We start from the raw sequence: 23,110 nt of genomic DNA, 5'->3' as shown, positions 1-23,110 counted from the left end.
ATGACCGGACAGAATGAATTTACAGGTTGAGTATCAGCCACCCGTCGATGCCTCGCAGCTGCGCTACTTTATGCGTTTCGAACAGGCCAATGCTAAAACCGAATATCTGCCGCACGCCCACGCTTGGGGACAGGTGATTTTCGTTAAAAGCCATGTATTGGAGATGGAGGTGGAAGGGGAACGCCTGCTGACGCCAGCAGATATGCCGATCTGGATCCCTTCGGGCCAGCGCCACAGCAGCTATAACCATCGTCAGTCGCTGTTCCGCACGTTCAATCTGGCGGCGGATTTGTGCGACGGCTTACCCCAACAGGCCTGCCTGCTCAATGTTGATGCCATTGTTCATGCCATTATGGACGAGTTTGCCCGGCGTGAGCTGGAGCAGCCGCACAGCGCAGCAGACTGGCGTTTGTGTGAGGTTTTAGTGGATCGGCTACGTCTTGCGCCGGTACATAAAAGTTACCTGCCTGGCTCAAATGACAAACTGCTCGCCCCGATCCTGCACGCCTTGCAGGCACACCCCGGTGATAACACCACGCTGGCACAATGGGCGAAGCGCGTGTTTACCACCGAGCGTACGCTGGCGCGACGTTGTCAGCAGCAGCTGAATATGTCGTTTAGCGAGTGGCGGCAGCGCCTGCGTTTTTTACGCGCTATCACCCTGCTGGAGCAGGGCATCAGCGTGCAGGCCATCGCCCATGAGCTGGGCTACAGCTCCGCTTCGGCGCTGATTGTGATGTTTCAGCATCAGGCGGGCACAACACCGGATCGCTATCGCAGCCGGTTAGGTTAATCAAAGGCTTTGTGCCAGAATATGGCCCTTGCGAATTTACAGGACAGCCGTGGTGAAAATTCTCGTCGATGAAAATATGCCGTACGCCCGTGAACTCTTTAGCCGCACCGGTGAGGTGCTGGCGGTGCCGGGGCGTCCGTTACCGGAAGCCGAACTGGCGGATGCCAGCGGGTTGATGGTGCGCTCGGTCACGAAAGTTAATGCCGCGCTGCTGGCAGGAACACCGGTGAAATTTGTTGGCACTGCGACGGCAGGCACCGACCATATCGATGAGGCCTCACTGGCTGATGCAGGAATCGCGTTCTCGGCAGCACCGGGCTGCAACGCCATCGCGGTGGTGGAATATGTCTTCTCCTCGCTGTTGTTGCTGGCGGAACGTGATGGTTTTGCGCTGCGCGATCGTACCGTGGGGATTGTCGGTGTCGGTAATGTCGGTGGCCGCCTGCACAAACGTTTACAGGCCTGGGGGGTGAAAACCCTGTTGTGCGATCCGCCGCGTGCCGATCGTGGCGATGCGGAAGATTTTCGCTCGCTGGATGAGGTGGTGGCACAGGCGGATATCCTGACCTTCCACACGCCATTGTTTAAAGACGGTCCGTATAAAAGCTGGCATCTGGCCGATACTGCGCTGTTGATGGCGCTGAAACCCAACACCATCCTGATCAATGCCTGCCGTGGTCCGGTGGTGGATAACGCCGCGCTGCTGGAAGTATTGAAAGTACGACAGGATCTCAGCGTGGTGCTGGATGTGTGGGAGCCGGAACCGGAGCTGTCGCTGGACCTGCTGGATAAAGTTGATATCGCCACCGCCCATATCGCCGGTTATACCCTGGAAGGGAAGGCACGCGGTACCACGCAGGTGTTTGAAGCCTGGTGCGCATTCCTCGGTCAGCCGCAACAGGTGCCGTTGGATAGCCTGCTGCCTGCGCCAGAGTTTGGTCGCATTACCTTACATGGCAAGCTCGATCAGCCGACGCTGAAACGTCTGGTGCACCTGGTGTATGATGTGCGCCGCGATGATGCGCCGCTGCGTAAAGTGGCTGCGCTACCAGGTGAGTTTGACCGCCTGCGTAAGCAATATGAGGAGCGCCGCGAATGGTCGTCGTTGCAGGTGATCTGTGATGATGCAGAGGCGGCAGCGATGCTGAATCAACTCGGTTTCCGTGCCAGTTTGCAGCAGAGTTAAACTGTCCCTCGCGGGATAAATCTTAATTCCTGGGCGGTGAAGATCACCGCCTTCTGTTTTTATGTCATTGTCTGGAGTAAACCAACATGTCTGACGGCTGGAATATTGCGCTATTGGGCGCGACAGGCGCAGTAGGGAACGCTGTACTGGAACTGCTGGCGGAACGCCAGTTCCCGGTTGGTGAGATATATCTGCTGGCGAGCGAGAACAGCGCAGGCGAAACTCTGCGTTTCGAGGGGCGTTCGGTGCGGGTACAAGATGCGGCGGAATTTGACTGGTCGCAGGCGCAACTGGCGTTTTTCGCTGCCGGTCGCAGCGCCTCGGCGCGTTACGCCGAAGAAGCCGCCAGCCAGGGCTGCCTGGTGATCGACAGCAGCGATCTGTTCGCGCTGGAGCCGGATGTGCCATTGGTGGTGCCGGATGTGAATCCCCAGGTGCTGGCGGATTACCGCAACCGCAACATCATCTGTGTGGCGGATAGCCTGGTCAGCCAGTTGTTAAGCGCCATCAAACCGCTGGTGGATGCTGCCGGTCTGGGGCGTTTGCAGGTAACAAACCTGATGTCAGTCTCCAGCGATGGTAAGAGCGCGGTGGATGCGCTGGCGGGCGAGAGCGCGCGTCTGCTGAACGGCGTACCGGCGGATGAACATTATTATGGTCGTCAGCTGGCGTTTAACCTGCTGCCACAGCAGGTGGACAGCAACGGCAGCGTGGAGAGCGAACGTCGTCTGGTGGATCAGGTGCGCAAAGTGTTACAGGACGAAGGCTTACCGATTGCGGTGAGCAGCGTGCAGGCCCCGGTATTTTACGGCAATGCGCAGATCGTCCATGTGGAAAATCTGCGCCCTTTGTCTGCTGAAGAAGCGCGAGATGAACTGGCGCGTGCCGAGGATATCCGTCTGAGCGACGAAGGCGATTATCCGACTCAGGTGCAGGATGCGTCCGGCAACGGCGAATTGAGCGTTGGCTGCGTGCGTAACGATTACGGTATCCCTGAGCTGCTGCAATTCTGGTCAGTGGCTGACAACATCCGCTTCGGCGGCGCGCTGATGGCGGTCAAAACCGCTGAGAAGCTGGTGCAGGAGTATCTGTATTAATGTTGTCTGAAGGTAACACGCATAAGCTGGCGCTGGGTATTGAGTACGACGGCAGCCGTTATTATGGCTGGCAGCGGCAGCAGGAAGTGCGCAGCGTGCAGGAAAAGCTGGAAAAAGCGCTGTCGAAAGTCGCTAACCATCCGGTTAGCGTGTTTTGCGCCGGACGTACTGATGCCGGGGTACATGGCACCGGGCAGGTGGTGCATTTTGAAACCACCTCACAGCGTGCCGAGGGGGCCTGGACGTTGGGCGTCAATGCCAACCTGCCGCCGGATATCGCCGTGCGTTGGGTTAAAGCGGTGCCGGATGAGTTTCATGCTCGTTTCAGCGCTACAGCGCGTCGCTACCGTTATGTTATTTATAACCAGCGGCTGCGTCCGGCGATTTTGGGCAGCGGCGTGACGCACTTTTATCATCCGCTGGATGCAGAAAAAATGCAGCGCGCCGGACAATGCCTGCTGGGCGAAAATGATTTCACCTCATTTCGCGCCGTGCAGTGTCAGTCACGTACCCCGTGGCGTAATGTGATGCATCTTAACGTTACGCGTCAGGGACCGTACGTGATTGTGGATATCAAAGCGAATGCGTTTGTACACCATATGGTGCGCAACATCGTTGGCAGCCTGATGGAAATTGGCTGCGGTAATCAGCCTGAAACCTGGATGGCAACGTTGTTGGCCGCGAAAGATCGCACCCTTGCCGCAGCGACCGCCAGAGCCGAGGGGTTGTATCTGGTGGCGGTGGATTATCCGTCCCACTTTGCGTTACCTCAGCCTGCGCTGGGACCACTGTTCCTCGCGGATTAATTGTTACTCGAAGGATGTAAGGAGCCTGGCTTTATGGAGTTCATCCATTTTATCGTCGATTTTATTCTGCATATTGATGTGCATTTGGCCGAACTGGTGGCGCAGTACGGTATCTGGATTTATGCCATTTTGTTCCTGATTCTGTTCTGCGAAACCGGTCTGGTGGTCACGCCGTTCCTGCCGGGTGATTCTTTGCTGTTTGTTGCTGGCGCATTGGCCGCACTGCCGAGTAATGACCTCAATGTGCATATGATGGTGGCCCTGATGGTGATTGCGGCCATTCTCGGTGATGCCGTTAACTACACCATTGGTCGTCTGTTTGGCGAGAAGCTGTTCAGCAATCCCAATTCGAAGATTTTCCGCCGCAGCTATCTGGATAAGACCCATGCGTTCTACGAGCGCCACGGTGGTAAAACCATAATACTTGCGCGCTTTGTACCAATCGTGCGAACCTTTGCCCCCTTTGTGGCAGGGATGGGACACATGTCCTATCGTCACTTCGCGCTCTTTAACGTTGCGGGTGCGCTGCTGTGGGTGTTGTTGTTCTCTTACGCCGGTTACCTGTTTGGTGATTTGCCGGTGGTGCAGGAGAACCTGAAACTGCTGATCGTCGCGATTATCGTGGTGTCGATCCTGCCAGGCGTGATTGAAGTCTGGCGTCATCGTCGTCAGGCACGTCAGCAGAAATCCCAGTAAGCCCAAAACCAGATTTTTATCCACAGCGAGAAGCGGTTGTGGTTTAATGAGCGACATTTACGGCCTGCTGAAGGTGATTTCAGCAGCAATGAGAAGACTGGACCAGGTCGGTTTTAAACAGAAAGGTCATCAATGAGCTGGATTGAACGCATACTTAACAAAAGCAATATTACGCCGACGCGCCGCGCCAACATCCCGGAAGGGGTCTGGACCAAGTGCGACAGCTGTGGCCAGGTGCTGTATCGCGCCGAGCTGGAGCGTAATCTTGAGGTCTGCCCGAAGTGCGACCATCACATGCGCATGCACGCCCGTGAGCGCCTGCATAGCCTGCTGGATGAAGGAACGCTGGTAGAATTAGGTAGCGAGCTGGAACCCAAGGATCTGTTGAAGTTCCGTGACTCGAAGAAGTACAAAGATCGTCTGGCGGCGGCTCAGAAAGAGACCGACGAGAAAGACGCTCTGATCGTCATGAAAGGCCAACTGCACGGTATGCCGATCGTGGCTGCGGCGTTTGAGTTCTCCTTTATGGGCGGCTCAATGGGTTCAGTAGTTGGTGCGCGTTTTGTACGTGCGGTTGAGCAGGCGCTGGAAGATAATTGCCCGCTGATCTGCTTCTCCGCCAGTGGCGGTGCGCGTATGCAGGAAGCGCTGATGTCGCTGATGCAGATGGCAAAAACCAGTGCCGCACTGGCGAAAATGCAGGAACGCGGTCTGCCGTATATCTCGGTACTGACTGACCCGACCATGGGTGGCGTTTCTGCCAGCTTCGCGATGCTGGGCGATCTCAACGTGGCGGAACCGAAAGCGTTGATCGGTTTTGCCGGTCCGCGTGTTATCGAACAAACCGTACGTGAAAAACTGCCGCCGGGCTTCCAGCGCAGTGAATTCCTGATCGAAAAAGGCGCGATCGATATGATCATCCGTCGTCCGGAGATGCGCTTTAAGCTGGCCAGCCTGCTGGCGAAAATGATGAACCTGCCAGCGCCGCTGCAGGATGGTGATCAGCCGATTGCGGCTGAGCCGGAGAGCAACGAGGCCTGACAGGCAACGGAAAGGCGCAGAAATGCGCCTTTTCACCAATGCACCGTATAAAGTTAGTTAACGGGACACATGGACACTCTTCACCTTCCCCAAGCCACGTCGCCTTTAGCTACGTGGCTTCATTATCTTGAACACCTGCATTCTCAGCCCATTGAACTGGGGCTGGATCGTATTCAACGCGTCGCTTCACGTCTTGACCTGCTCAAACCCGCGCCATTTGTTTTCACCGTTGCCGGGACTAACGGCAAAGGCACCACCTGCCGTACGCTGGAAACCCTGTTGATGGCGGCGGGATACCGCGTGGGCGTCTACAGCTCACCGCATCTGGTGCGTTACACCGAGCGGGTGCGCGTCCAGGGCGCGGAGCTGGATGAAGCGTTGCACAGCGCCAGCTTTGCCGAGATTGAAGCCGGACGTGGCGATATTTCCCTGACCTACTTCGAATTCGGTACCTTATCGGCACTCAATCTGTTCCGTGCTGCCGGGCTTGATGTGGTGATCCTTGAAGTCGGTCTCGGGGGGCGGCTGGATGCCACCAATATCGTTGATGCGGATATCGCCGTTATCACCAGCATCGCACTGGATCATACCGACTGGTTGGGACCGGACCGCGAAAGCATTGGCCGCGAGAAAGCAGGCGTGTTTCGTGGTGGGAAACCCGCAGTGGTGGGTGAGCCCGATATGCCGCACACCATTGCCGAGGTTGCAGCAGAGAAGGGCGCGCTGTTGTTGCAGCGTAACCGTGACTGGCAATGGCAGCAGCAGGGCGAGAGCTGGAGTTTGCAGGATGCGCAGGGCGAATTGCGCGATCTTCCCCTGCCAAAGGTGCCGCTCCCCAATGCTGCCACCGCGCTTATTGCGTTGCGCGCCTCGGGTTTATCGGTAAGCGAAGCGATCATTCGCCAGCATCTGCCGCTGGCGATTTTACCAGGCCGTTTTCAGACGGTGAGCACCTCGCCGCGTGTGATCCTCGATGTGGCGCATAATCCCCATGCCGCTTATTATCTGGCTTCACGTCTGGCTGAATTGCCGCGTACCGGTAAGGTTCATGCGGTGGTCGGGATGCTGCATGATAAAGATATCGCCGGGACACTGGCGGCGCTGGCACCACAGGTGGATAGCTGGTACTGCGCACCGCTTGACGGCCCGCGCGGTGCGACGGCGGAGCAGTTGATTGCTCACCTGGCAAGCGGTGAGGCATTTGCGACCGTAGACTCAGCATGGCAGGCTGCGCGTCAGCAGGCCCGGCCCGAGGATGTGATTCTGGTGTGTGGTTCTTTCCACACCGTAGCACAGGTAATGGAATCGATGGCAGCGGAGAACGGCAGTGGCAAGTAAGTTTCAGAACCGTTTAGTGGGCACGGTAATCCTGGTGGCGGTTGGCGTCATCGTGTTACCAGGCCTGCTGGATGGCAAGAAAAAGCACTACAAAGAGGAATTCGCTGCAATTCCGCTGGTGCCAAAACCGGATGATCAACAGGACAGTGAGATGGTGCCCCCGGTGACGCAGTCGCTGCCGGCCCAGCCGCCGGAAGGCGCAGGTGCGGCGCAAAGCGAAGCCAGTGGTAAAACCACCACCCCGGTCGAGTCTGGCAGCGCGCAGCCAGTGGAGAACAACGAACCCACGGTAGTGACACCTCCGCCAGTGCACCAGAGTGCGCCGGTGCAGACTGCGAAACCGAAACCGGTCGAGCAACCTAAGCCGAAACCGGTGGAGCAGCCGAAACCAAAACCGGTTGAACCGAAGCCGGTCGAGCAGCCGAAGCCAGTAGAAACCGCTAAACCGGTTGAAACGCCGAAGCAGAGCGAAGCGGAAGCCCCGGCGGGCCAGGCTTATGTGGTCCAGCTCGGTGCGTTGAAAAACGCGGCTAAAGTGAATGAGATCGTCGCGCAGTTGCGTCTGTCGGGATATCGCGCATTTACCGTGCCATCCACGCCGGTTCAGGGGCAAATTACCCGCATCTACGTCGGGCCTGATGCCTCAAAAGCGAAGATGCAAGCCGCACTGGGTGAACTGAAAAACCTCTCCGGACTCGGTGGAGTGGTGAAACCCTACAGCACGCGCTAAACCGTTGATAAGCCGCGCCGATGGCTGAAAAAGGCGCGGCATAGCACGGAGTGTTCACCGTGATGTTGGCTAAAAAATTACTATATTTCAGTGGATTACAGCACTGAATTGTCTCAGGGCGAGGAAAGTTTTTTTCATCGCCCTTTTTATGGATGCAGAACCGGAAAACCCTACGCAAACGTTTTCTTTTTCTGTTAGAATGCGCCCCGAACTGGATGCAGGGGTGCAATCGCGCTGGCGCTGGAAGAGTTCATGATCTGGATTGATTACGTCATTATTGCGGTAGTTGGTTTTTCGGCCCTGGTCAGCCTGGTTCGTGGGTTTGTCCGGGAAGCCTTATCTCTCGTTACCTGGGGATGCGCGTTTTTTGTCGCCAGTCACTACTACGCCTACCTTGCAGTCTGGTTTACAGGTTTTGACGACGAACTGGTTCGCAACGGTATCGCTATCGCGGTGCTCTTCGTTGCCACCCTGATTGTGGGTGCCATCGTGAACTATGTGATCGGCACGCTGGTTGAAAAGACCGGTCTGTCGGGAACCGACAGGGTGTTGGGGGTCTGTTTCGGGGCGTTGCGTGGCGTGCTGATCGTTGCCGCTATTCTCTTCTTCCTCGATACATTCACCGGCTTCTCGAAAAGCCCGGACTGGCAGCAGTCCCAACTCATTCCCCAGTTCAGTTACATCATCAGGTGGTTCTTCGACTATCTGAAAAGCACGTCCAGTTTTTTACCCCGGTGACGCCATCGGGAGTGCGGCTAATGAGGAAATGACAACATGTGCGGTATTGTTGGTATCACCGGTTTTATGCCAGTAAACCAGTCGATCTATGACGCGTTAACGGTGCTACAGCACCGCGGGCAGGATGCCGCCGGCATTTGTACCATCGATGCGCTGAACTGCTTTCGTCTGCGCAAAGCCAACGGGCTGGTGAGCGATGTCTTCGAAGCACGCCACATGCAGCGTTTGCAGGGCAACATCGGGATTGGTCATGTACGCTACCCGACAGCAGGCAGCTCCAGCGCCTCTGAAGCGCAGCCTTTCTATGTGAACTCCCCTTACGGCATTACACTGGCGCACAACGGCAACCTGACTAACGCACACGAGCTGCGTAAACAGCTGTTCGAAGTGGGTCGCCGTCACGTCAACACCACCTCAGATTCCGAAATCCTGCTGAACATTTTTGCGCAGGAGCTGGACCGTTTTCAGCATTACCCGCTGGAAGCTGACAACATTTTTGCCGCAGTGGCTGCGGTGCACCAGCAGGTGCGCGGGGCTTACGCGGTAGTTTCGATGATTATCGGTCACGGTATGGTGGCCTTCCGCGACCCGAACGGCATCCGTCCGTTGGTACTGGGTAAACGCGTGATTGCTGATGGTCGCACCGAGTATATGGTCGCTTCCGAGAGCGTCGCGCTGGATACGCTGGGCTTTGAATTTATTCGTGACGTAGCGCCGGGCGAAGCGGTGTACATCACCGAGCAGGGCCAACTCTCGACCCGCCAGTGTGCTGAGAACCCGAAAAGCAATCCGTGTCTGTTCGAGTACGTTTACTTTGCGCGTCCGGATTCCTTCCTTGATAAGATCTCGGTTTACAGCGCGCGTGTCCGTATGGGCACCAAGCTGGGTGAGAAAATTGCTCGTGAATGGGAAGATCTCGACATCGACGTGGTGATTCCGATTCCGGAAACCTCAACCGATGTGGCGTTGGAAATCGCCCGTATTCTCGACAAACCGTATCGCCAGGGTTTTGTGAAAAACCGTTACGTGGGCCGTACCTTTATTATGCCGGGGCAGCATCTGCGCCGTAGCGCGGTGCGTCGTAAGCTGAACGCCAACCGTGCCGAGTTCCGTGACAAAAACGTGTTGCTGGTGGATGACTCCATCGTGCGCGGTACCACCTCCGAGCAGATTATCGAGATGGCGCGTGAAGCGGGTGCTAAGCGTGTCTATCTGGCTTCAGCCGCACCGGAAATTCGTTTCCCGAACGTCTACGGTATCGACATGCCGAGCGCAACTGAGCTTATCGCTCACGGTCGTGAAGTGGAAGAGATTCGCCAGCTGATCAAAGCTGACGCGCTGATTTTCCAGGATTTGGACGATTTGATTGAAGCGGTTCGCGAAGAGAACCCGGATATCGCACAGTTCGAGTGTTCGGTGTTTAACGGTGTTTATGTCACCAAAGACGTTGACCAACGTTATCTGGACTACCTCCAGTCACTGCGTAACGATGATGCAAAAGCCATTGCACGTCAGACTGAGGTTGAAGGTCTGGAACTGCATAACGAAGGTTAAGTTTTATTGCCCGTTTTTAATTGATGATTAAAAACGGGCATATTCCGCAAATAATTTCACTGCTAACATTTCTCACCTCTCTCCCGGGCGTTTAATTGCCGCCTGTCCGACTATTTATTCTTAATTGCAGTAGTAAAAAACTGATAAGCCTTGATTGGGGAATGACTAATTCCTGATTATTCTTTTTTCTTGCCCTGATTTTTAGTGATTGGTTTAATTAAAAAGTATACATTAATTTAAACATATCATTTTCATATTGTTAATAACTCAGAAGGAAATAGGTTTTATTTTCAGTTTCTTATCAGGATTGTTATGCCTTGTATTCCTAATTATCAATAGCATAAATGGTTAATGGCTGATTTTTGAGATTTTACTTGTCGATGTGCTTATGAGTGAGAAAAATAGCCTGTCCGCGGCGATTTTTCTCATCCATAATTATTCCGCGTAATCTCATTAACGATTTTTTCTCACTGCATTGAAAATTTGCTGCGGTAAAGCTCGAAATAAAACAGCGATTTTTATTCCGGGCGATATTTTTCAGGCGTTTTTCAATCACTGGGTAAATCTTAATGCAATTTAAAAAATTTAAGCTATCGGCTATTTATACTGCAATTTTTATGCAGCTATCAGTTTCGACATTGGGTATGCCCATTGTTGCTCAAGCGAGTACTCAGCAGGACATGAAGGTACAGTCCACGGTGCTGAAAGCGGGTGAGAGTGTCGCAGACGTAGCAAAACGCAATAAGGTATCTGTCGATCATCTGTGGGAAATCAACTCGTTTGCGTTCAGCGATAAAGCCACTTTCCTGGCGGCTTCTGCCGGTCAGGCTATCTGGATACCGGCTGGCAAAGCAGCAACCTTACCGTTGGAAAGAGCGACCCAGCAGGACACAAAAGCGAATAAATCAGCACAGCAGGCTGATGTTAAAGTAAATGACAAAACCACCGATGCACATCAGTTCGGTCAGAACCAGCTCAACTCGATGGCGGGCCAGCAAGCCGAATCCTGGCTGAACGGTTTTGGTGGGTCATCGCGTGTTTCCATCTCCTCTGATAAGAACTTCTCTAACTACAACTATGCCGGTGATGTGCTGGTACCGTTGTGGGACAGCCGTGATTTTATGATCTTCAGCCAGTTGGGTGCGCGTCATGCTGACGAACGTACCACCGGCAATATTGGCTTCGGTTCACGCTATTTTGTTGATGGCTGGATGCTGGGTAATAACGTCTTCTTTGATAACAATTTCAGCGGTAACAACCGTCGTATTGGTCTTGGTGCAGAGATCTGGACTGAAGCGCTGCGTCTGGCTGCTAACGGCTACTACGGACTTAACGGCTGGCATCAGTCTAAATTGCTGGCGGATCATGATGAGCGTCCGGCCAATGGCTGGGATATCGAATTGGCGAGCTGGCTGCCGATGTATCCGCAGCTCGGAGGTAAGGTTAAATACGAACAATACTATGGCGACAACGTGGCGTTGATGAGCCGTAGTAACCTGCAAAAGAACCCGTCAGCCGTGACGATGGGTGTGAACTGGACGCCGGTACCGCTGGTGACTGTTGACGCGGGTCATCGTAAGAGCATGCAAAGTGGCGGAGACACCACCGTTGGCCTGAACCTGAACTGGAACTTCGGTCAATCACTTGACTGGCACCTTTCGCCGGAAGCGGTGGCCGATCAGCGCAGCCTGGTGGGTTCACGCTATGAACTGGTATCACGTAATAACGAGATTGTGATGGATTACCGTGAGCAGACCGTGATTACCTTCTCACTGGCGAGCGCGATCAAAGGTGTGGAAGGCACTTCACAGCCGCTGGGTGTCAGCGTCTGGGCGAAGCATGGCTTGGGCAAAATTGTCTGGGACGATGCCGCATTGGTGGCGGCGGGCGGTAAAATTACCGGTGCCGGTACGAACTCAGCATTGGTGTTGCCATCGTATAAAGAAGGTGGGAACAACAGCTATAACCTGAGTGCGGTAGCTTACGACAGCAAAGGCAAGGCTTCTCCGCGTGCACAGGTACAAATCACGGTAGAAAAAACGGAGCAGATTCCTGAGCAGCCGGGCCAGCCGGATGCCGGACAGACCACTTTGACCCTCATCAATGGGCAACTTGTGGCCAATGGTACAAGTAAAACCGAGTTGGTGGTCGAGCTGAAAGATAAAGACGGCAAGCTTATTAGTGGCAATGCCGGTAATTTGCGTCTGGACGCGCAGATGCAGAATAAACTGACTCGTGCAGCTAATAGCGGTGTGACTGTCGGCAAATTCCGTGAAGAAGGTTCAGGGCGTTACGTGGTGGATCTGACCGCAGGTACTGAAGCCGGTGTAGTAATGCTGACGATGTATCATGGCAGCACGCAATTGGGTCAGCTGGAACTGACGTTGAAGGCGAAAGGATCTGAGGCGGGAGATGTTGCACAAATTAACTTCACTTCTATTGAAAATCAATTTGTTGCGGGTCAGAGCTTTACCTATACCGTAATTGCTACTGACAGCGAGGGTAAGCCCGTTTCAGGTGCAGCCCTTGAATTTAATGATCGAGAGGGAAATGCCATCATTGCTGATAATGGCGGCATAACGGACGCAGAGGGCAAAGTATCTTTAACTCTGATGAAAGAAAAAGCGCAACACTATAACATCGCCATTCGTGTTGCTGGCTCTGATAAATATTTGGTTGATAAACCTTATATGGTGATGGCAGATGTGGCTTCAGCGCAAGTTGCTCAGAGTGAGATCACGGCTGGAAAATTTAAAACAAATAATGGTGTAGTACAAATGATTACACCAGCAACCTTTACTGCCATAGTGCAGGATCGGTTCCAAAATCCACTTATTTATCAAACTGTCGTTTTTGAGGCGGAACAAAATGGTAATCAGATCAAAATTACAGCGAACGGCGCTGGTAAGACCAATGAACATGGTGAGGTGAGCGGAACCGTGACATTGCAGGTCCCTGTAGAAGAGACCACAGTAACCTATAACCTTTATGCCATGATTGATGGTAAGCGTGTTGAAGGTAATGTTAAACCAGTGACGATGGAGCGTGTAGCCAGTGAGCCTGCCAAAATTCGCTTCGAGAATAACGATCAGGTATTCGTTGTTGGCAGCGAAGCAAGCTTCCCGGTTGTTGTGACTGACAGCTATGGTATTCCGGTTCCAGATGCAACGGTTGAGTTCTTTAATCAAGCGAACAACATTATCGACAGGGTTAAAACTAATACACAAGGTCAGGCGTCTACCACGATGAGGATGCCAGAAAAAGAAAGTGTTGGAACTAATCTGATCCTTGGCGTTCGTGTTCAAGGCTATAGTGAAGTAATGCAACAAAGACCTTATATGGCGATAGCTGATATGGCTTCGGCACGAGTTGTAAGTGGTGAGTCCACACTGGGCACTTACAGAGGGGTAGGAACCGCTGGAGTAGAAACAGTGACACCAGCAACGTTTGCCATTGCTTTGGCGGATCGCTTCGAAAATGCATTGATTAACAAAACGGTAACTGTTGTAGCAGAACCAAGATCTAGTATCTTGCCGACAATTACTATTGTAAACAACAAGACCAATGGGGATGGTGTGGTCATTGGTGAGGCAACATTGTCTGGACATACTCAGTCGTCGAATGCTTATTACGACCTGTATGTCATGATAGACGGTAAACGTCTTGATGGTCCCAGCACTACGATGGAATTTACCAATGTCAATTAAATAGCAGGGGAGTCCACTCTTCTCCTTTAAGGCAACCACTCCGGTGGTTGCCTTTTTTCTGTTAGTAGCAATGAGGATATGCTGATTCTTGTTGTTATTTTATTAATGCAAAAGAAAAAATAAAATTATCGCCCATTGCATCATTATCAGCCTCGATAAGTTACTTTTATTGTAACCTGTTGGCGACTTCTTGTAGTAGATCATTTTTCCACTGGTTTTTTTCTTGATAAAGATATTAATGGTTCAGGTTTCAGGAGTGTGATATCGGGAAATCAGGAAATAAATTTCAGGATAAACTCATCATAAATTTCTGTGAAAAATCTCATTACCGTTTTTTGCGAACTGACCAGAGAATGCCCGGCGAAAAAAGCATAGGCGGAAAAATGATTGCCCTGTGCTTATTGATTACATGCGTCTTCACTTTGCTGGGTTTTTATTAAATGAGATTTAAGAAGTTTAAGTTTTCCGCTATTTATACCGCGATTTTTATGCAACTGGCTGCGTCAACAGTGGGTGTCACCGGAGTTGCTCATGCAAGGAGCACGCAATATCAGGATATGGCGGTTGAATCTACCGTACTCCAGCCTGGTGAGAGCGTGGCGGATATTGCCCGCAAAAATAACCTGATGGTTGATCATCTCTGGGAAATTAACTCCTTTGAATGGAGTGACAAAGCGGCTTTCCTGGCGGCAGGTGCCGGGCAAACCATCTGGATTCCGGCAGCTCCGGCCGTAAAAGCCTCCACGTTGCCGCTGGCGCACGCCACCGTACAGACACCAAAAACCAATAAGACGGATGTCAAAGCCAACGACAAAACCACCGATGCCCGCCAGTTCGGCCAGGACCAACTTAACTCGCTGGCCAGCAAACAGGCGGAAACCTGGCTCAATGGCTTTGGCGGCTCTTCCCGTGTCGCCATCAGCTCGGCGAAAAATTTTGCAAAATACAACTATGCCGGTGATGTGCTGCTGCCTCTGTGGAACAGTCGTGAAGATTTTATGATTTTCAGCCAGTTAGGTGTGCGTCACGCGGATGACCGCACCACAGGCAACGTCGGTGTTGGCGCGCGTTATTTTGCTGATGGCTGGATGCTGGGTAATAACGTCTTTTTTGATAACGATTTCAGCGGCAATAACCGCCGTATCGGTATCGGTGCTGAAGTCGGGACTGATGCCATGCGGCTGAACGCCAACGGCTATTTCAAACTCAATGGCTGGCATGATTCGCGGTTTATCGCCGACCATGACGAACGTCCAGCCAATGGCTGGGATATTGAGCTGTCCAGTTGGTTGCCGGTCTATCCGCAGCTCGGTGCGAAAGTAAAATATGAACAATATTATGGTGATAATGTTGCACTGATCAGCCGTGATCGTCTCCAGCATAACCCATCGGTCGCGACTGTCGGGGTAAACTGGACACCGGTTCCGTTGGTCACGATTGATGCGGGACATCGCATGAGTATGCAGCGCGGAGAGGACACCACCATAGGGCTGAACCTGAACTGGAATTTTGGCCGCTCTCTGGACTGGCATCTGTCACCAGAAGCCGTAGCAGCGCAGCGCAGTCTGGCCGGTTCGCGCTACGATCTGGTGTCGCGTAATAACCAGATCGTGATGGACTATCGCGAGCAGACGGTGATCACCTTCTCGCTGGCAAGTGCGATTCAGGGCGTTGAAGGCACGCAACATTCACTTGGCGTGAGCGTCTGGGCCAAACATGGTCTGGACAAAATTGTCTGGGATGACGCGGCTTTGGTCGCAGCGGGCGGAAAAGTTGTCGGTACTGGCGCCAATTCGGCGCTGGTGTTGCCAGCCTATAAGGAGGGTGCGGATAACCACTATACCCTGAGCGCCATCGCTTATGACAGCAAAGGGAAAGCCTCGCCACGCGCCCAGGTACAGATTACGGTAGAAAAAGCGGAGCAGACTCAGCCTGAACAGCCCGCCCAACCGGCACAACCCGATGCGTTAAGATCCACCCTGAAACTGGGTGCTGATGAGCTGATTGCTAACGGTACTGACCAGACCCATGCGGTGATTGATCTGAAAGACAAAAATGGCAATCCGGTCAGTAACGAAACGGATAATCTGCGTCTGGAAGCCACGTTGCTGGATACGAAAATGCGTGCCAGTTCCCGTGTGACCATCGGCCAGTTCCGTGAATTAGGTAAGGTGCAGGGCAACTACGTGGTGGATCTGACCGCAGGTCATGAAGACGGTATCGTGACGTTGACGTTGTATCACGGCAACCAACAGTTGGGACAACCGCAAACCCTGAAGTTAAAGGCCAAAGAAGCGGAAGTGGTTAAGGTGACCAACCTGGCATTTGTCAGCAAGGAAAACAGATTTGTCGCAGGCAGCAATGCCACCTTTACGGTGAAAGCCACGGATATTAATGGCAAACCGGTTAAGGATGCGATCATCACCTTCACCGACCAAAATGGCAAAACTATCGCTGCGGCGAATGACGGGAAAACTGATGCACAGGGTAACGTGTCAGCAACGCTGGTAGAGAAAAAAGCGGGTAACTACAGCGTAACCGTGCGTGTTGCGGGTGAGAAAAAACCGGTAGCAATGAAGCGTTTCACCGTCATAGCCGATGTCAATTCGGCTCAGATTTGGAAAAGCCAAACCACAGACGGAAAAATTAAAGCCGGGTCGGTTCAGATGAGTAAACCGGCTGGCTTTACCATCACGCTGCGCGATCGCTTCGAAAACCCGATTATTGGCGAGAAAGTGTCTGTGCTGGCGGTAGAAGATACTGCGGGTAAATTGGTCAATATCCAACTCCTCAACCAGAACAAGACCGATATAAAAGGTAACGTAAGCGGCTCTGCGGCGATTGCTACTCCGCACTATAAAACAACCACTTATACGTTGAAGGTGATGATCAATGGCAAACGTGTTGACGGTCCGAAACCTAAAATTATGTTTGTTCGCTGTTAATCAGCCCACGTCATTAAAGATGTTTTGATCCTGCAAGGTAATCGCTTCGGCGATTACCTTTTTTTGTTTTCTTTTCTCGCTGCGGGTTATGATTAGGGTTTACCTGCATAACAAGATCATTATGAAACGACTCATCATTGGTATTTCCGGTGCCAGCGGCGCCATCTACGGCGTGCGACTGTTACAGGTGCTGCAACCGCTGGCAGAGGTGGAAACCCATCTGGTGATGAGCCAGGCGGCACGGCAGACGCTGGCGCTGGAAACAGATTTTAATCTGCGCGATGTGCAGGCGCTGGCCAATGTGGTGCATGATGTGCGCGATATCGCCGCCAGTATCTCGTCCGGTTCTTTCAAGACCCTTGGCATGGCGATTCTGCCGTGTTCAATGAAAACCCTGTCCGGCATTGTGCACAGCTACAGCGATAGCCTGCTGACGCGTGCCGCCGATGTGGTGCTGAAAGAACAGCGCAAACTGGTGCTGTGTGTGCGTGAAACACCGCTCCATGTTGGACATTTGCGTATGATGACCACCGCCGCAGAACTGGGTGCGGTGATTATGCCACCGGTACCGGCGTTTTATCATCGTCCACAAAATATCGGAGAACTGGTGGATCAAACGGTCAACCGTGTGCTGGATCAGTTCGATATTGAGTTGCCACAGGATCTATTTACCCGCTGGCAAGGCGCTTAAATGGTGCAGTTGCGCACAAAATTGGTGCAAAATATCGCGTCCGATCACTCTTCGTGCATTTCATGCACCAAAAGTTAACAATGTCGCTTTTTCCTGCTCACTTCGCTGTTATATTTCCCTCACAAACTAAGTGCTTGCGCCCCTGGTGGACGCAGTATTTAGTGCGCCTGTACAGCGTTTCGCCAATTTGCATAACTGGCATGAAACATGCACATTAATCAGCGCAAACACATCACGCAGCACATAACAAAAAGCACTTCACTTGAGGGTTACCTATGAAAAAGCGAGTTCTGGCTCTTTCTCTGATGCTGGCCATGTCCAGCGCCGCGAGCGTGTTCGCGGCGGTACCGCATACGCTACGCATCGGGACTGACCCGACTTACCCGCCGTTTGAATCGAAAAACGCGCAAGGACAGTTAGTGGGTTTTGATATTGATATGGCTAACGAAATCTGTAAACGCATCAAAACCAAATGTACCTATGTAGAAAGTGATTTCGATGCACTGATCCCGTCGCTGAAAGCGAAGAAGATTGATGCCATCATCTCTTCTCTCTCCATTACTGAAAAACGTCAGGAAGAGATAGCTTTCTCTGAAAAACTCTATGCGGCCAACGCCCGTCTGGTGGCACCGAAAGGTTCAACCATTCAGCCGACTGTTGAATCGCTGAAAGGCAAAAACATCGGCCTGTTGCAGGGCACCACCCAGGAAACCTACGCTAACGAATACTGGCGCCCGAAAGGTGTAACGGTCACGCCGTACGCCAACCAGGACCTGGTCTACCAGGACCTGAACGCGGGTCGTATTGATGCGGCATTCCAGGATGAAGTGCAGGCGAGCGAAGGCTTCCTGAAGCAGCCGGTTGGTAAAAACTACGCGTTTGCTGGCCCGGCAGTAAAAGATGATAAAATCTTTGGTGTTGGCACCGGTATGGGCCTGCGTAAAGATGATGCAGACCTGAAAGCCGCTATCGATAAAGCCTTCGATGCGATGCGTAAAGACGGTACTTACGACAAGATTGCGAAGAAATATTTTGATTTTAATGTTTACGGTGACTGAGTAAAACCTGTCGACCAGACTGCCCGCCGCGTGCGGGCAGTGCTTCGTTAATTACCCCCACGACAGGATCAAATTCATGCTGTATGGCTATTCTGACGTCATTCTGAAAGGCACCCTGGTCACGCTGGAACTGGCGCTCAGTTCAGTGTTGCTGGCCGTTGTGCTCGGTTTAATTGGCGCTGGCGCCAAACTTTCCCGCAGCCGCCCTCTGGCGATGCTGTTCGAAGGCTACACCACGTTGATCCGTGGCGTGCCGGATCTGGTGCTGATGCTGCTGATTTTCTACGGTTTGCAGATCGCCCTGAATGCCCTGACTGATGCGCTGGGTGTGGCGCAGTTCGATATCGACCCGATGGTGGCCGGTATAATCACGCTGGGCTTTATCTACGGTGCCTATTTCACCGAAACCTTCCGTGGTGCCTTCCTCGCAGTGCCGAAAGGGCAGATTGAGGCCGCTACCGCCTTTGGCTTTACCGGTTCGCAAACCTTCCGCCGCATTCTGTTTCCGGCGATGATGCGCTTTGCGCTGCCGGGTATTGGCAACAACTGGCAGGTAATCCTGAAGGCGACGGCGCTGGTGTCGCTGCTGGGCCTGGAAGATGTGGTAAAAGCCACTCAACTGGCCGGTAAAAGTACCTGGCAACCGTTCTACTTCGCGATTGTTGCCGGAGTGATTTATCTGGTGTTTACCACGCTGTCGAATGGCGTGTTGTGGTGGCTTGAACGCCGCTACTCGGTAGGTGTGAAAAGGGCAGAGCTATGATCGATATTATTCACGAGTATTGGAAATCCCTGCTCTGGACCGATGGTTACCGTTTTACCGGTGTCGCCATTACCCTGTGGCTGTTGATTATTTCGGTGGCGATCGGCGGTTGCCTTGCGGTGCTGCTGGCCATTGCCCGCGTGTCACCTAATCGCTTCGTTTCCACCCCGGTGTGGTTGTTCACTTACATCTTCCGTGGTACGCCGCTGTATGTGCAGCTGCTGGTGTTCTACTCCGGTATGTATACGCTGGAAGTGGTGAAGGGCACCGAATTGCTTAATGCTTTTTTCCGCAGCGGTCTTAACTGTACTTTGCTGGCGTTTACCCTCAACACCTGTGCTTATACCACCGAGATTTTTGCCGGCGCGATTCGTGCCGTGCCGCACGGGGAAATTGAAGCGGCGCGTGCCTATGGCTTCTCCACCTTTAAATTGTATCGTTGCATCATTCTGCCGTCGGCGCTGCGCACTGCGCTGCCTGCGTATAGCAATGAAGTGATCCTGATGCTGCACTCCACCGCGCTGGCGTTCACCGCCACGGTGCCCGATCTGTTGAAAATCGCGCGTGATATTAACTCGGCGACCTATCAGCCGTTTGTTGCGTTTGGCATTGCCGCAGTGCTGTATCTGATTATCTCTTACGTGCTGATTAGCTTGTTCCGTATGGCGGAGCGCCGCTGGCTAGCGCATGTGAAACCCTCTTCATCGCATTGAGTAACCTATGTCTGAAAATAAATTAAGCGTTACCGAACTGCATAAGCGTTACGGTGAACATGAAGTCCTGAAAGGTGTGTCATTACAGGCAGATGCCGGGGACGTTATCAGTATTATTGGCTCGTCAGGTTCCGGGAAAAGTACCTTTCTGCGCTGCATTAACTTCCTCGAAAAACCGAGTGAAGGCACCATTGCCGTCAATAATGAGCAGATCAATCTGGTACGCGATACCGATGGTCAGTTAAAGGTGTCGAACAAAGAGCAGCTGCGTTCCTTGCGTACCCGCCTGACTATGGTGTTCCAGCACTTCAACCTGTGGAGCCATATGACGGTGCTGGAAAACGTCATGGAAGCACCAATCCAGGTTTTAGGATTGAGCAAAGCAGAAGCGCGCGAACGTGCCATTAAGTATCTCGATAAAGTTGGTATTGACGAGCGCGCCCGTGCGAAATACCCGGTGCATCTCTCCGGCGGTCAGCAACAGCGTGTGTCCATCGCCCGTGCGCTGGCAATGGAACCTGAAGTGTTGTTGTTTGACGAACCAACCTCAGCCCTCGATCCTGAGCTGGTTGGCGAAGTGCTGCGCATCATGCAGAAGCTGGCCGAAGAGGGCAAAACCATGGTGGTGGTGACGCACGAAATGGAGTTTGCCCGTCATGTCTCCAGTCATGTGATTTTCCTGCATCAGGGTAAAATTGAGGAGCAGGGCGCGCCGGATGAGGTGTTTAACAATCCAAAAAGCCCACGCCTGCAACAATTCCTGAAGGGTTCATTGAAATAATTGATCCCGCGTAGCGGCGCGATTTATCGCGCAGATTTTACCGGCAGTGCGCACGGAATTGCGCGATAAATCGCGCCGCTACCAGGGGTTATTATGTTTACGCCGCCGTATCCTCCAGCGCCTCCTGCAAGTCATACCAACGGAAGCCAAATCCCGACTCTTCCAGTCGTTTCGGCAACACATGCTGGCCGCCCAGTACCAAAACCGCAGACTCGCCCATCATTAGTTTGATGGCGCTGGCAGGCGTGCGCATAAAAGCGGGGCGATGCATCACATGACCCAGCGTGGCGGCAAACTGTTCGTTGCGCACAGCGTAGGGGGAGACCAGGTTAAAGGGGCCCTGTAACGGATTATCAATCAGCCACCAGATAGCGTTGACCAAATCATCAATATGAATCCACGGCAGATACTGCTTACCGCTACCAATCGGGCCGCCAACGCCGAGTTTAAACGGCAACTTCATCTTCGCCAGTGCACCGCCTTCTTTCGCCAGCACCACGCCAGTTCGCAGCAGGCATACTCGGGTACGTACACTCTGAGCCGCCTGGGCCAGTTGTTCCCAGCGGGCACACAGTGTATGGGTAAACTCTTCGTGTCCGGGATCATCCTCTGTAAGTACCAGATCGCCGGTATCACCATAGAATCCGGTCGCTGAACCGGAGATCAAAAATTTCGGTGGCTGGCTGCTGGCATTGATGAGAGCGACGATTCGTTCAGTAATCTGCCAGCGACTTTCACACAGCCGCTGTTTTTGTTCGGCGGTCCAGCGTTTATCAGCAATGGGTTCACCGGCAAGGTTAATCACGCCATCCACCCCATTTAAATCCTGCTGTTGCGCCAGACCGGACCAGATAGCGACGCGCGGATCCAGCTTTTCGCGCGCGGCGGCGACGTCGCGCGTGACCACGCTGACCTGCTGACCCAGTTGCAGCAGACGCGGGATCAGATGGCGACCAATTAAACCGGTGCCGCCAGTAATAAGCAGATGCATGTTGAGCCTCCTTGTGCTTGTTATGTGCTCAGTTTCAGCATAGAAGAGAAGCGTATAACTGGCGTGACCGCGCCGACGCTTACGATGAAAAATCCGCAGTCTTAACTGGTCTTACCGCCCCAGCAACTGGCCTGACTGCCATTGCCTAATGCGCGAAAAATCGGTAAACATGAAGCACTCCTGATGCATATCCGAGGCAGCCGATGAATTACCCGAACATGACGTTGTGGTCCGATGCTTCTTTCTTTAGCCCTTATGCCATGTCGGTCTACGTAGCACTGACCGAAAAGGGCATCCCGTTCACCCTGAAACGCGTTGACCTGTCGCGTAATGCGCAATGGGATGATGAGTATCGTGCGTTGTCACTTACCTGCCGGGTGCCGACCTTGCAGATTGACGATTTGATCCTGAATGAGTCCTCGGCGATTGCCGAATATCTTGAGGAGCGTTTTCCGGCACCGGAATATGAACGCCTGTACCCGCGCGATCGTGAAAAGCGCGCCCATGCGCGTGAGATTCAGGCGTGGTTGCGCAGCGATTTCATGGCGCTGCGTCAGGAACGTCCGACCGAGGTGTTATTTGCCGGCGAACGTTTTGCGCCACTGACACCGGCGGGTGAGCAGGCAGCCGAAAAGCTGATCAGCGCGGTGCTGCGTCTGTTGCCGGATGGGCAGCAGAATCTGTTTGGTGAATGGTCAATTGCCGATACCGATCTGGCGGTGATGATTAACCGTCTGGCATTGCACGGCGATCCATTACCGGTGAAGTTACAGCACTATGCCGAGTTCCAATGGCAGCGCGCTTCCGTGCAGCTGTGGCTGGCTGAATCAGGTAAACAGCGCTAAGCACGAAGAGGTCTTGCGATGGGGAAAAGAACCCTTTACCTTACCGCTCACTCTAATAAAGAACAGTAAACAGGCGCGTGCCCGGCACGCCTAAACAGAAAAGGGTTACGGATGGTGGATCAACCTGCAGCTGACGGTATCGAATGGGTAGATATCGTTAACGAAGAGAATGAAGTGATTGCACAGGCCAGCCGCGCACAGATGCGTGCACAATGCCTGCGTCATCGCGCCACCTATATCGTGGTGCACGACGGCATGGGAAAAATTCTGGTGCAACGTCGTACTGAAATCAAAGACTTCATGCCAGGCAAGCTTGATGCTACCGCGGGTGGCGTGGTGCAGAGTGGTGAGGATATGCTGGAATCGGCGCGGCGCGAAGCGGAAGAAGAGCTGGGTATCGCTGCGGTCCCGTTTGCTGAGCACGGCAAATTCTACTTCGAAGATGAACATTGCCGCGTCTGGGGCGGTTTGTTTAGCTGCGTCTCGCACGGTCCTTTTGCTATGCAGGAAGAGGAAGTGGATGAAGTATTCTGGATGACGCCGGAAGAGATCACCGCGCGTTGTGACGAGTTCACCGATGATTCACTGAAAGCCTTGTCGTTGTGGCTAAGTCGCAACAGCGACGCATAAAACAAAG

General features: G+C 53.1%; 20 protein-coding genes. 19 read left to right on the top strand and 1 reads right to left on the bottom strand.

What is annotated here, in order from left to right; genetic code table 11:
• Nucleotides 1-13 precede the first annotated feature (13 nt).
• From L579_RS15310 to hisP, 17 genes are all read left to right on the top strand, one after another.
• On the top strand, nt 14-793 hold the full coding sequence (locus L579_RS15310; RefSeq protein WP_021185107.1) for an AraC family transcriptional regulator: 780 nt from the start codon (nt 14-16) through the stop codon (nt 791-793).
• A gap of 52 nt (nt 794-845) precedes the next feature.
• Complete coding sequence (gene pdxB / locus L579_RS15305; RefSeq protein ID WP_036626822.1) at nt 846-1,979, top strand: 4-phosphoerythronate dehydrogenase PdxB; 1,134 nt, start codon at nt 846-848, stop codon at nt 1,977-1,979.
• Nucleotides 1,980-2,065: 86 nt separating this feature from the next.
• Nucleotides 2,066-3,076 (top strand): aspartate-semialdehyde dehydrogenase, encoded by a 1,011-nt coding sequence (locus L579_RS15300; RefSeq protein ID WP_021185105.1) that lies wholly within the window; start codon nt 2,066-2,068, stop codon nt 3,074-3,076.
• Complete coding sequence (gene truA, locus L579_RS15295; RefSeq protein WP_021185104.1) at nt 3,076-3,882, top strand: tRNA pseudouridine(38-40) synthase TruA; 807 nt, start codon at nt 3,076-3,078, stop codon at nt 3,880-3,882. Before L579_RS15300 ends, truA begins: the two co-directional genes overlap by 1 nt.
• 33 nt (nt 3,883-3,915) lie before the next feature.
• Complete coding sequence (locus L579_RS15290) at nt 3,916-4,578, top strand: DedA family protein (protein WP_021185103.1); 663 nt, start codon at nt 3,916-3,918, stop codon at nt 4,576-4,578.
• A 132-nt stretch (nt 4,579-4,710) separates the two neighbouring features.
• Nucleotides 4,711-5,619, top strand: a complete 909-nt coding sequence (accD, locus tag L579_RS15285) for an acetyl-CoA carboxylase, carboxyltransferase subunit beta (protein WP_013509914.1) — start codon at nt 4,711-4,713, stop codon at nt 5,617-5,619.
• A gap of 69 nt (nt 5,620-5,688) precedes the next feature.
• Nucleotides 5,689-6,957 carry a bifunctional tetrahydrofolate synthase/dihydrofolate synthase gene (gene folC / locus L579_RS15280; protein ID WP_021185102.1) on the top strand — a complete coding sequence of 423 codons (1,269 nt, stop codon included), beginning with the start codon at nt 5,689-5,691 and terminating at the stop codon, nt 6,955-6,957.
• Complete coding sequence (dedD, locus tag L579_RS15275) at nt 6,947-7,687, top strand: cell division protein DedD (RefSeq protein ID WP_021185101.1); 741 nt, start codon at nt 6,947-6,949, stop codon at nt 7,685-7,687. The genes folC and dedD overlap by 11 nt, the downstream gene beginning before the upstream one ends.
• A gap of 252 nt (nt 7,688-7,939) precedes the next feature.
• Nucleotides 7,940-8,425 carry a colicin V production protein gene (cvpA, locus tag L579_RS15270; RefSeq protein ID WP_013509911.1) on the top strand — a complete coding sequence of 162 codons (486 nt, stop codon included), beginning with the start codon at nt 7,940-7,942 and terminating at the stop codon, nt 8,423-8,425.
• Between the two features lie 36 nt (nt 8,426-8,461).
• Nucleotides 8,462-9,979, top strand: a complete 1,518-nt coding sequence (gene purF / locus L579_RS15265; protein WP_021185100.1) for an amidophosphoribosyltransferase — start codon at nt 8,462-8,464, stop codon at nt 9,977-9,979.
• A 569-nt stretch (nt 9,980-10,548) separates the two neighbouring features.
• On the top strand, nt 10,549-13,686 hold the full coding sequence (locus L579_RS23040; protein WP_081692787.1) for an inverse autotransporter beta domain-containing protein: 3,138 nt from the start codon (nt 10,549-10,551) through the stop codon (nt 13,684-13,686).
• A gap of 440 nt (nt 13,687-14,126) precedes the next feature.
• Entirely contained in the window at nt 14,127-16,631 is a 2,505-nt protein-coding gene (locus L579_RS15255) for an inverse autotransporter beta domain-containing protein (protein ID WP_081692786.1), read from the top strand.
• A gap of 121 nt (nt 16,632-16,752) precedes the next feature.
• Nucleotides 16,753-17,322 (top strand): UbiX family flavin prenyltransferase, encoded by a 570-nt coding sequence (locus L579_RS15250; RefSeq protein ID WP_021185096.1) that lies wholly within the window; start codon nt 16,753-16,755, stop codon nt 17,320-17,322.
• 275 nt (nt 17,323-17,597) lie between these two features.
• A complete protein-coding gene (gene argT, locus L579_RS15245) occupies nt 17,598-18,380 on the top strand; it encodes a lysine/arginine/ornithine ABC transporter substrate-binding protein ArgT (RefSeq protein ID WP_021185095.1) in 783 nt (260 codons plus the stop codon).
• A 76-nt stretch (nt 18,381-18,456) separates the two neighbouring features.
• Complete coding sequence (locus tag L579_RS15240) at nt 18,457-19,143, top strand: histidine ABC transporter permease HisQ (protein WP_021185094.1); 687 nt, start codon at nt 18,457-18,459, stop codon at nt 19,141-19,143.
• Nucleotides 19,140-19,856, top strand: a complete 717-nt coding sequence (locus L579_RS15235; RefSeq protein WP_021185093.1) for an ABC transporter permease — start codon at nt 19,140-19,142, stop codon at nt 19,854-19,856. Before L579_RS15240 ends, L579_RS15235 begins: the two co-directional genes overlap by 4 nt.
• 7 nt (nt 19,857-19,863) lie before the next feature.
• Nucleotides 19,864-20,637, top strand: a complete 774-nt coding sequence (gene hisP / locus L579_RS15230) for a histidine ABC transporter ATP-binding protein HisP (protein ID WP_021185092.1) — start codon at nt 19,864-19,866, stop codon at nt 20,635-20,637.
• A gap of 97 nt (nt 20,638-20,734) precedes the next feature.
• On the opposite strand, the gene L579_RS15225 is transcribed toward hisP, so the two are convergent.
• A complete protein-coding gene (locus tag L579_RS15225; RefSeq protein ID WP_021185091.1) occupies nt 20,735-21,628 on the bottom strand; it encodes a TIGR01777 family oxidoreductase in 894 nt (297 codons plus the stop codon).
• Nucleotides 21,629-21,831: 203 nt separating this feature from the next.
• Between L579_RS15225 and yfcF the strand changes: the two genes are divergently transcribed.
• On the top strand, nt 21,832-22,473 hold the full coding sequence (gene yfcF, locus L579_RS15220) for a glutathione transferase (protein WP_021185090.1): 642 nt from the start codon (nt 21,832-21,834) through the stop codon (nt 22,471-22,473).
• Nucleotides 22,474-22,584: 111 nt separating this feature from the next.
• The gene (gene yfcD, locus L579_RS15215) at nt 22,585-23,103 is read left to right on the top strand and encodes an NUDIX hydrolase YfcD (protein WP_021185089.1); all 519 of its coding nucleotides are present in this window, start codon (nt 22,585-22,587) and stop codon (nt 23,101-23,103) included.
• The last annotated feature ends 7 nt before the right edge of the window (nt 23,104-23,110 follow it).

This window comes from Pantoea sp. AS-PWVM4, assembly GCF_000468095.1.
GTDB lineage: Bacteria > Pseudomonadota > Gammaproteobacteria > Enterobacterales > Enterobacteriaceae > Pantoea > Pantoea phytobeneficialis.
The sequence above is the reverse complement of the archived record's forward strand: the minus strand, read 5'-3'. Positions and strand labels throughout refer to the sequence as shown.

What these genes read in the sequence shown, in the direction of transcription:
- folC (WP_021185102.1), top strand. Translation starts at nt 5,689, where the DNA reads ATGGACACTCTTCACCTTCCCCAAGCCACGTCGCCTTTAGCTACGTGG.
- truA (WP_021185104.1), top strand. Translation starts at nt 3,076, where the DNA reads ATGTTGTCTGAAGGTAACACGCATAAGCTGGCGCTGGGTATTGAGTAC.
- cvpA (WP_013509911.1), top strand. Translation starts at nt 7,940, where the DNA reads ATGATCTGGATTGATTACGTCATTATTGCGGTAGTTGGTTTTTCGGCC.
- L579_RS23040 (WP_081692787.1), top strand. Translation starts at nt 10,549, where the DNA reads ATGCAATTTAAAAAATTTAAGCTATCGGCTATTTATACTGCAATTTTT.
- L579_RS15240 (WP_021185094.1), top strand. Translation starts at nt 18,457, where the DNA reads ATGCTGTATGGCTATTCTGACGTCATTCTGAAAGGCACCCTGGTCACG.
- L579_RS15290 (WP_021185103.1), top strand. Translation starts at nt 3,916, where the DNA reads ATGGAGTTCATCCATTTTATCGTCGATTTTATTCTGCATATTGATGTG.
- L579_RS15255 (WP_081692786.1), top strand. Translation starts at nt 14,127, where the DNA reads ATGAGATTTAAGAAGTTTAAGTTTTCCGCTATTTATACCGCGATTTTT.
- L579_RS15300 (WP_021185105.1), top strand. Translation starts at nt 2,066, where the DNA reads ATGTCTGACGGCTGGAATATTGCGCTATTGGGCGCGACAGGCGCAGTA.
- purF (WP_021185100.1), top strand. Translation starts at nt 8,462, where the DNA reads ATGTGCGGTATTGTTGGTATCACCGGTTTTATGCCAGTAAACCAGTCG.
- hisP (WP_021185092.1), top strand. Translation starts at nt 19,864, where the DNA reads ATGTCTGAAAATAAATTAAGCGTTACCGAACTGCATAAGCGTTACGGT.
- yfcF (WP_021185090.1), top strand. Translation starts at nt 21,832, where the DNA reads ATGAATTACCCGAACATGACGTTGTGGTCCGATGCTTCTTTCTTTAGC.
- argT (WP_021185095.1), top strand. Translation starts at nt 17,598, where the DNA reads ATGAAAAAGCGAGTTCTGGCTCTTTCTCTGATGCTGGCCATGTCCAGC.
- L579_RS15225 (WP_021185091.1), bottom strand. Translation starts at nt 21,628, where the DNA reads ATGCATCTGCTTATTACTGGCGGCACCGGTTTAATTGGTCGCCATCTG.
- yfcD (WP_021185089.1), top strand. Translation starts at nt 22,585, where the DNA reads ATGGTGGATCAACCTGCAGCTGACGGTATCGAATGGGTAGATATCGTT.
- L579_RS15310 (WP_021185107.1), top strand. Translation starts at nt 14, where the DNA reads ATGAATTTACAGGTTGAGTATCAGCCACCCGTCGATGCCTCGCAGCTG.
- L579_RS15250 (WP_021185096.1), top strand. Translation starts at nt 16,753, where the DNA reads ATGAAACGACTCATCATTGGTATTTCCGGTGCCAGCGGCGCCATCTAC.
- L579_RS15235 (WP_021185093.1), top strand. Translation starts at nt 19,140, where the DNA reads ATGATCGATATTATTCACGAGTATTGGAAATCCCTGCTCTGGACCGAT.
- accD (WP_013509914.1), top strand. Translation starts at nt 4,711, where the DNA reads ATGAGCTGGATTGAACGCATACTTAACAAAAGCAATATTACGCCGACG.